The sequence below is a fragment of the Rhizobium sp. N731 genome (genome assembly GCF_001664145.1).
Lineage (GTDB): Bacteria > Pseudomonadota > Alphaproteobacteria > Rhizobiales > Rhizobiaceae > Rhizobium > Rhizobium esperanzae.
Map to the genome: position 1 here is coordinate 481,561 of NZ_CP013605.1, position 7,229 is coordinate 488,789.

Consider the following 7,229-nt stretch of genomic DNA (forward strand, 5'->3'; position numbering starts at 1 on the left):
ACGCGTGCGGAAGGATTGAACACATGAACCAGACACTCGGCGCCAGGCACTCTCCCGATCTGACGGGCGCCAATGTCGAAGATGCGGGCGAGCACAACAGGGCCGTCGTGCTCCGCTGCATCCACCGCCAGGCGCCGATTTCACGCGCCGAGATCGCCAGGCAAACCGGCTTTACCAAACCGGCGATCGCCCGCATCGTCGACCGCCTGCTCGACGAGGGCCTGATCATGGAAGCCCGCCGTCGGCATGGGTTGAGGGGCCAGCCGGCGATCGAGCTCGAGATCAATCCGGATGCTTATTACGCGATCGGCATCAATATCGACCGCGACCATCTAACGATTCTGGCCGTCGACGCCGTCGGCAATGTGCGCGCCCGGGTGCATCACGAAAAGCGCTTCATCTTGCCGTCGGAATTCATGCAGCTGACATCAGATGCGATCTCGCATTTCCAGCGCAGCCGGCTGATCGACGATGCGCGCCTTGCCGGCATCGGTCTCGCCATGCCGGATTGGCTCGGCGAAATCTCGCTACTCGGCAAGCCCGATGCCTATCAGGAATGGACTGATTTCGACGTGCGCGCCGCACTGGAGAACCTGACGCCGCATCCCGTCTTCACCGAGAATGAGGCCAATGCCGCCGCCCTTGCCGAGCTCAACTACGGCCTCGGCGCGGAAAGCAGCAGCTTCTTCTATATCGCCGTCAATGCCTGCCCGGGCGGCGGCCTCGTTCTCGACGGCAACGGCCATCGCGGCGCCATGGGCCTCAGCGGCGAGATCGGCTGGCTTCCGATTGCCGACGGCCGCGACGGCGAGGCACAGAAGGTTCAGCTTCTCGGTGAGATCTTTTCGCTGTTCTTCCTCTATGAATTCCTCGCCCGGCATGGGATCAAGGTGAGCGTGCCCCAGGATCTGCTGGCGCTCGATGCGCGCGGCAAGCGCCTCGTTTCGCAGTGGCTGAAGGAAATGAGCGCGCATCTCGCCGTCGCCGTCAAACATATCGCCATGATCGTCGATCCCGACGCCGTGCTCGTCGGCGGCCGGCTGCCGATCCGCATCGTCGATGAATTGCTGCGGTATGTGCACGAACATCTCGACGCCGAGGACACGAACCTGCCCTCGCTGCATCGCGCCTCGATCGGTGAGGATGCCTCGGCCATGGGCGCGGCGGCGATGCCGATGGCGGCGGCCCTCATGCTCGCATCGGCAGATGTGGCGCAACGCACGCGCTCGCCGCTGAAATTCATGGATCGGCTGAACAGTTGAAACGGCCGCAGTGCCTGGATTTTGATGAAGATCGGAGGATATGGTGAAGATCGGCTTCTATACCTCGACATTCAATGACCGCCCGCTGGAGGAAGTGGTGGATTTCGCCGCATCGGCGGGGTTCGATGCGATCGAGATCGATGTCGGCGGCCACATCAAGACGCCCGACCGGGTGGAGGACGCCGTTACGCTCGCAAGAAGCCGCGGCCTCTTCGTTTCCTCAATCACCTTTTTCGGCAACCAGCTCGATGCCGACCGCGACAAGCGCCGTGAGCTTCGGGCAAGGACCTCCGAATTTGCCAGAGTGGTCGGCAAGGCCGGCGTTCCGATCTTTGTCATCTTTCCCGGCCGCGACGACACGGCGAGCGACGACGTCAATTATGATAACTTCGCCGATTTCGCCAACGGGCTGATCGCAGAGACGCAGGCAAGCGGCCTCACCTTCGCCATCGAGAACTGGCCGGGTCCGAAAGACAATTTCATCGGAACGACGCCGAAGGGATGGCAGGAGCTTTTCCGCCGAATCGAGGACCGCCGCTTCGGCCTCGAATTCGATCCCTCGCACCTCATCCGCATCGGTGTCGATCCTTATCGGGCGCTGGAGGCGGTTAAGGATCGCATCGCCATTCTGCACGCCAAGGATACGGCGATCGATAAAGAGGCCCTGCAGGCGCTCGGCTATCACGGCAAGGGCTGGTGGCAATACAAGCTGCCGGGGCTCGGCTTGCTCGACTGGCCGCGTTTCCTCAAGCAGGCCCGCGGCTACGGTTTTGACGGCACGCTGTCGATCGAGCACGAGGATGCCGCCTATGGCTGGCCGGGCAAGGACTTGGCCGCGCGCAGGCAAGGCGAGCGCCTCGGCCTCGATTATCTCAAAAGTGTCTTGAACGGTCTTTGACGGCGAATTCGGGAGGAATTTCATGGCCCATGTTTCGGTCAGCAATGCGCGCAAGGATTACGGCGCGTTCAAGGCCATCAAAGGCGTGTCCGTCGATATCGGCGACGGCGAATTCGTCGTCCTGGTCGGCCCGTCCGGCTGTGGGAAATCGACATTGCTCAGGATGATCGCCGGCCTGGAGGGCATCACCTCGGGGAAAATCCAGATCGGCAAGCACATCGTCAACGAGCTTGCGCCCAAGGATCGCGACATCGCCATGGTGTTCCAGAACTACGCGCTCTATCCGCATATGACGGTGGCCAAGAACATGGGTTTTTCGCTGCGGATGAAGCGCATGCCAAGATCGGAAATCGATCAGCGCGTCGGCAATGCTGCAAAAATCCTCGGGCTGGAAAACCTGCTGGAGCGTTATCCGAAACAGCTTTCCGGCGGCCAGCGGCAGCGCGTCGCCATGGGCCGGGCGATCGTGCGCGATCCGGCCGTCTTCCTGTTCGACGAGCCTTTGTCGAACCTCGACGCCAAGCTGCGGGTGCAGATGCGCTCGGAAATCAAGGAACTGCACCAGCGGCTGCAGACGACGACGATCTACGTCACCCACGACCAGATCGAGGCCATGACCATGGCCGACAAGATCGTCGTCATGAAGGACGGGCTGATCGAGCAATCGGGGTCGCCGCTCGAACTCTACGACCGCCCGAACAATCTGTTCGTCGCCGGTTTCATCGGCTCGCCGGCGATGAATTTCATCAAGGGCAGCATGAGCGAAGACGGGTTCAGAACCGTGGACGGCCTGCTACTGCCGAGCGAACGCCGGCCGGGCAATGCAGTGACATACGGCATTCGCCCCGAACATATCATGCTCGACCCCCATGGCATCGAAGTGACGACTGTCGTCGTCGAGCCGACCGGCTCGGAAACACTCGTCCTTGTTCGGCTCGGAGGGCAGACGCTGACCTGCGTCTTCCGCGAGCGGATCAGGGCCGCCCCAGGCGACGTGTTGAGGATCGCCCCTGGTCACGACACCGTTCACCTGTTCGGCGAAGACGAACAGCGCATCACGACAGGCGAAGCGCCACTGAGCTAAGCCCGCCGAATGACCCCTCCCCTTCGGCCGGGTGCCGCCGGGGGCGCGTTCGCCGCGCCCCCGGCCCAAGATCCCCGGTCGTCCGGACATCACGCAGAGAGCCGGCAAGTGCTTGAACAAGCACCGAAAAGGTTAATATGCGTTAACCTTAAATTTCTTGGCCGGCATCGGAGAATCGCGGATAATAACGGTTAGAAGGGCTTTTGATCCCGAAAATCGTTATCCGAAAGATTGCTGCCGATGAACGCTAATTCGAACGCCTTGAAGGCCGCGCCGCTGCATTTCGAGGATCAGATTCTCGAGCACGGCGATGTCATTTCGAAGAAGCTGCATCTTTTGAGCGTGCAGCGCTTTCCGCCGAACGCAAAGAAGACGCTGCGCCGCTTTTCCCTGGCCGAGGTCGCCAATTATGTCGGGGCCTCGCAGAGCACGCTGAAGAAACTGCATCTCGAAGGCAAAGGCCCCTGCCCGCAGACTTCGCCTTCCGGGCGGCGCTCCTACAGCGCCGAGCAGATGCTGGAGCTCAGGCGCTATCTCGATGCGCATGGCCGCTCCGAGAGCCGCATGTATGTGCCCCATCGCCGCGGCCATGAGAAGCTGCAGGTCATCGCCGTCGTCAATTTCAAGGGCGGCTCGGGCAAGACGACGACATCAGCCCATCTCGCCCAGCATCTGGCGCTGACCGGCCATCGCGTGCTTGCCGTCGATCTCGATCCGCAGGCCTCTCTCTCTTCCCTGCACGGCTTCCAGCCGGAATTCGACCAGGCCTCCTCGCTCTATGAGGCGATCCGCTATGACGGCGAGAAGAAGCCGCTCTCCGAGATCATCCAAAAGACGAATTTTCCTGGCCTCGATATCGTGCCGGCCAATCTCGACCTGCAGGAATACGAGTACGATACGCCCCTCGCCATGGCCGACAAGTCGAGCAATGACGGCAAGACCTTCTTCACCCGTATCTCGCGCGCGCTCGCTGAGGTCGATGACCGCTACGACGTCGTGGTCATCGATTGCCCGCCCCAGCTCGGCTACCTCACGCTGACGGCTCTGACGGCGGCGACCAGCGTTTTGATCACCATCCATCCGCAGATGCTCGACGTCATGTCGATGGGCCAGTTCCTGCTCATGCTCGGCGGCATCCTGAAGCCGATCCGCGCCGCCGGCGCCGAGGTGAACCTCTCCTGGTATCGCTATCTCATCACCCGCTACGAGCCGACCGACGTGCCGCAGGCGCAGATGGTTGGCTTCATGTCGACGATGTTCCACGAGTTCATGCTGAAGAACCAGATGGTCAAATCCACCGCGATCTCGGATGCCGGGATCACCAAGCAAACGCTCTACGAGGTCGAGCGCGCCTCGATGAACCGGGGAACCTATGATCGCGCGCTGGAGGCGATGGACTCCGTCAACGCGGAGATCGCCGGCCTCATCCACCAGGCATGGGAGCGGTGAATTTGTCGGCTGACAAATTCGCCGTTTCCGTGAAGCAAATCAATGCAATGACCGCAATCGGAGGAAGCGATGGCACGAAAGAATCTGCTTGAAGGGCTGGCCGATATGCCGGATGAAAACGCCGGCGCGCCGAATTATCCGATGCGCGGGGCAGGCCGGTCGCTCGTCCGCTCGCTGGATGAGCTTGCCAAGCAGGCGGAAAAATTCCTGGAGGGCGAGGCGGTGGTCGATCTCGACCCCGATCTCGTCGAAGCCTCCTTCGTCAAGGATCGCCTGTCAGAGGATGACGAGGATTTTCACGCGTTGGTGGAAGCGATCCGGGCGCGCGGGCAGGACACGCCCATCCTGGTGCGTCCCCACGCCAGGATCGACGGGCGTTATCAGGTGGTCTTTGGCCATCGGCGGCTGCGCGCCGCCCGCAAGCTCGGCCGCAATGTCCGCGCCGTCGTCAAGACGATCGACGACCGGACCCACGTGATCGCCCAGGGCCAGGAGAATTCGGCGCGCGCGGACCTCACCTTCATCGAGCGGGCGCTGTTCGCCAGACGGCTCGAGGAGCTCGGCTATGACAGGGAGGTTATCTCGACAGCACTTGCCGCCAACGCGGCTTCAGTCTCGAAGATGCTGTCGGTCATGGATCGCCTCTCGTCGGAGGTCGTCCAGGCGATCGGCGCGGCGCCCGGCGTCGGTCGCGAACGCTGGGTGGAACTTTCGCTGCTCGCCGGCAAAGCGGCCAATGCGGCAAGTGTCGCCAAGGTCCTGCAAGACGACAATTTTTATCAGCTATCTTCCGACAAACGTTTCGAGGCGCTCTATGCGGCGCTGAACAAAAGCGCACGGCCGGTCAAGAAAACCATCGCCGCGAGGAAGGTCAGTTGGCAGCCGCTTGATAAGGCGGTTCAGGCGGAAATGAAGAATGACGGCAAGGCGTTCTCGCTCTCGATGAAGGCGAGAAATGCCGGCCGGTTCGGAGACTTTCTCTCCAGCAGGCTGGATGCGCTCTACGAGCAATTCCTCGCCGAGGAAGGCAAACAAGGAGACTGAAACCGCAAAAGAAAAAGGCCCCCAAACGAACGAGTCGTGGAAGCCCTTCTCACATCCTTAGCAAGACAGAGAATCGCATTTTCACGAATCCCAGTCAAGAGTCCTCTAGCGCCTCCGCGTCTTTTCAGACGTGGCAATGACGCTGCAGCGCTTTTCCTCCTCGCATCGTTTCGGTGAGCGGATTTCTTTTGCCTGACCAGAGGTGAAGGAAATGGAGAGTGAATCTGTGACGACGCCCTTCGGGCGGCGGCCGATGTCGCTTGCCCTGCTGCTGAAACAGCGGCGCGGCGAAGCGATTGCGGCCGGGACGACGCGCAACAAATGGAAATTGTTCCGATCCGTCTGCGAGGCGCGGGCAGGGCTCGGCGTGACCGATCGGGCGCTCACCGTGCTCGATGCGCTGCTGAGCTTCTATCCCGAGGACGAACTCTCCAGCGAAAAAGGGCTGGTGGTCTTTCCCTCGAATGTGCAGCTTTCGCTGCGAGCACGCGGCATGGCCGCCGCGACGCTCCGCCGGCATCTGGCCGTGCTCGTCGAGGCCGGCCTGATCTCCCGCAAGGACAGCCCGAACGGCAAGCGTTATGTCCGCCGCGGCAGAGCAGGCGGCATCGACCAGGCCTATGGCTTCAGTCTCGCCCCGCTTCTGGCCCGCGCCTCGGAGATCGAGGCAATGGCCGCCGGGCTCGCCGCCGACCGGCAGATCTTGCGGGCGATGAAGGAACGGCTGACGATCTGCCGGCGCGACATCGCCAAGCTCATCGCCGCAGCCGTCGAGGAAGCCGTTCCCGGCGAGTGGGAGCGGATTTATTCGCTGTTTCACGCACTGCTGGAACGTATCCCGAAGGCGGCAACACCCGAAAATCTGCCGCCGCTTCTAAAGGAACTGGAGATGCTCCGCCTCGCTATCATCAACATATTGGAATCGCGAGAGAAAATGCAAATTGCGAGCACCAGTGAATCCCAGTTTGAGCGCCATATACAGAATTCGAACTCCGAATCCCTATCTGAATCTGAACCGGGCTTGGAAACGGCGCAGGAGGCGAGGCGGGACGATCAACCGAGGTCAGGGCTGAAAGACAATGATCAGGGCAGGCGAGGGGATGGCGGGCAGGGATTGCGAGCTGTTCGGACGGATGCCGGGAGAGTGAAATCCTTCGCGCTCGGCACGGTCCTGAAGGCTTGCCCCGATATCGCCGATTATGGCCCGGGCGGAGCGATCGGCAGCTGGCGGGATCTCATGACGGCGGCGGTCACCGTGCGCACGATGCTGCGTGTCGGCCCGTCGGCCTACGAGGAAGCCTGTGCGGTGATGGGGCCGGAAAATGCCGCCATCGTTATGGCCTGCATTCTGCAAAGGGGAGGGTGCATCACCTCCGCCGGCGGCTATCTCAGGGATCTCACGCGTCGCGCCGAACGCGGCGAATTCGCGCTCGGCCCGATGCTGACGGCGCTGTTGCGAGCGAAGGATCCGCCAATCGCCGAAGTTAGCTGA

Annotated in this window: 6 protein-coding genes; all 6 read left to right on the top strand. The window is 61.8% G+C overall.

What is annotated here, in order from left to right:
• Positions 1 to 23: 23 nt before the first annotated feature.
• Entirely contained in the window at positions 24 to 1,262 is a 1,239-nt protein-coding gene (locus AMK02_RS27450) for an ROK family transcriptional regulator (protein WP_064807919.1), read from the top strand.
• 43 nt (positions 1,263 to 1,305) lie between these two features.
• Positions 1,306 to 2,160 carry a sugar phosphate isomerase/epimerase family protein gene (locus AMK02_RS27455; RefSeq protein WP_064808011.1) on the top strand — a complete coding sequence of 285 codons (855 nt, stop codon included), beginning with the start codon at positions 1,306 to 1,308 and terminating at the stop codon, positions 2,158 to 2,160.
• A 22-nt stretch (positions 2,161 to 2,182) separates the two neighbouring features.
• Positions 2,183 to 3,244 carry an ABC transporter ATP-binding protein gene (locus AMK02_RS27460; RefSeq protein ID WP_064807921.1) on the top strand — a complete coding sequence of 354 codons (1,062 nt, stop codon included), beginning with the start codon at positions 2,183 to 2,185 and terminating at the stop codon, positions 3,242 to 3,244.
• Positions 3,245 to 3,484: 240 nt separating this feature from the next.
• A complete protein-coding gene (gene repA / locus AMK02_RS27465) occupies positions 3,485 to 4,693 on the top strand; it encodes a plasmid partitioning protein RepA (RefSeq protein ID WP_064807923.1) in 1,209 nt (402 codons plus the stop codon).
• 69 nt (positions 4,694 to 4,762) lie between these two features.
• Positions 4,763 to 5,737: a plasmid partitioning protein RepB gene (gene repB, locus AMK02_RS27470; RefSeq protein ID WP_064807925.1), complete on the top strand. Its 975-nt coding sequence runs from the start codon at positions 4,763 to 4,765 to the stop codon at positions 5,735 to 5,737.
• A gap of 211 nt (positions 5,738 to 5,948) precedes the next feature.
• Complete coding sequence (gene repC, locus AMK02_RS27475) at positions 5,949 to 7,229, top strand: plasmid replication protein RepC (RefSeq protein ID WP_064807927.1); 1,281 nt, start codon at positions 5,949 to 5,951, stop codon at positions 7,227 to 7,229.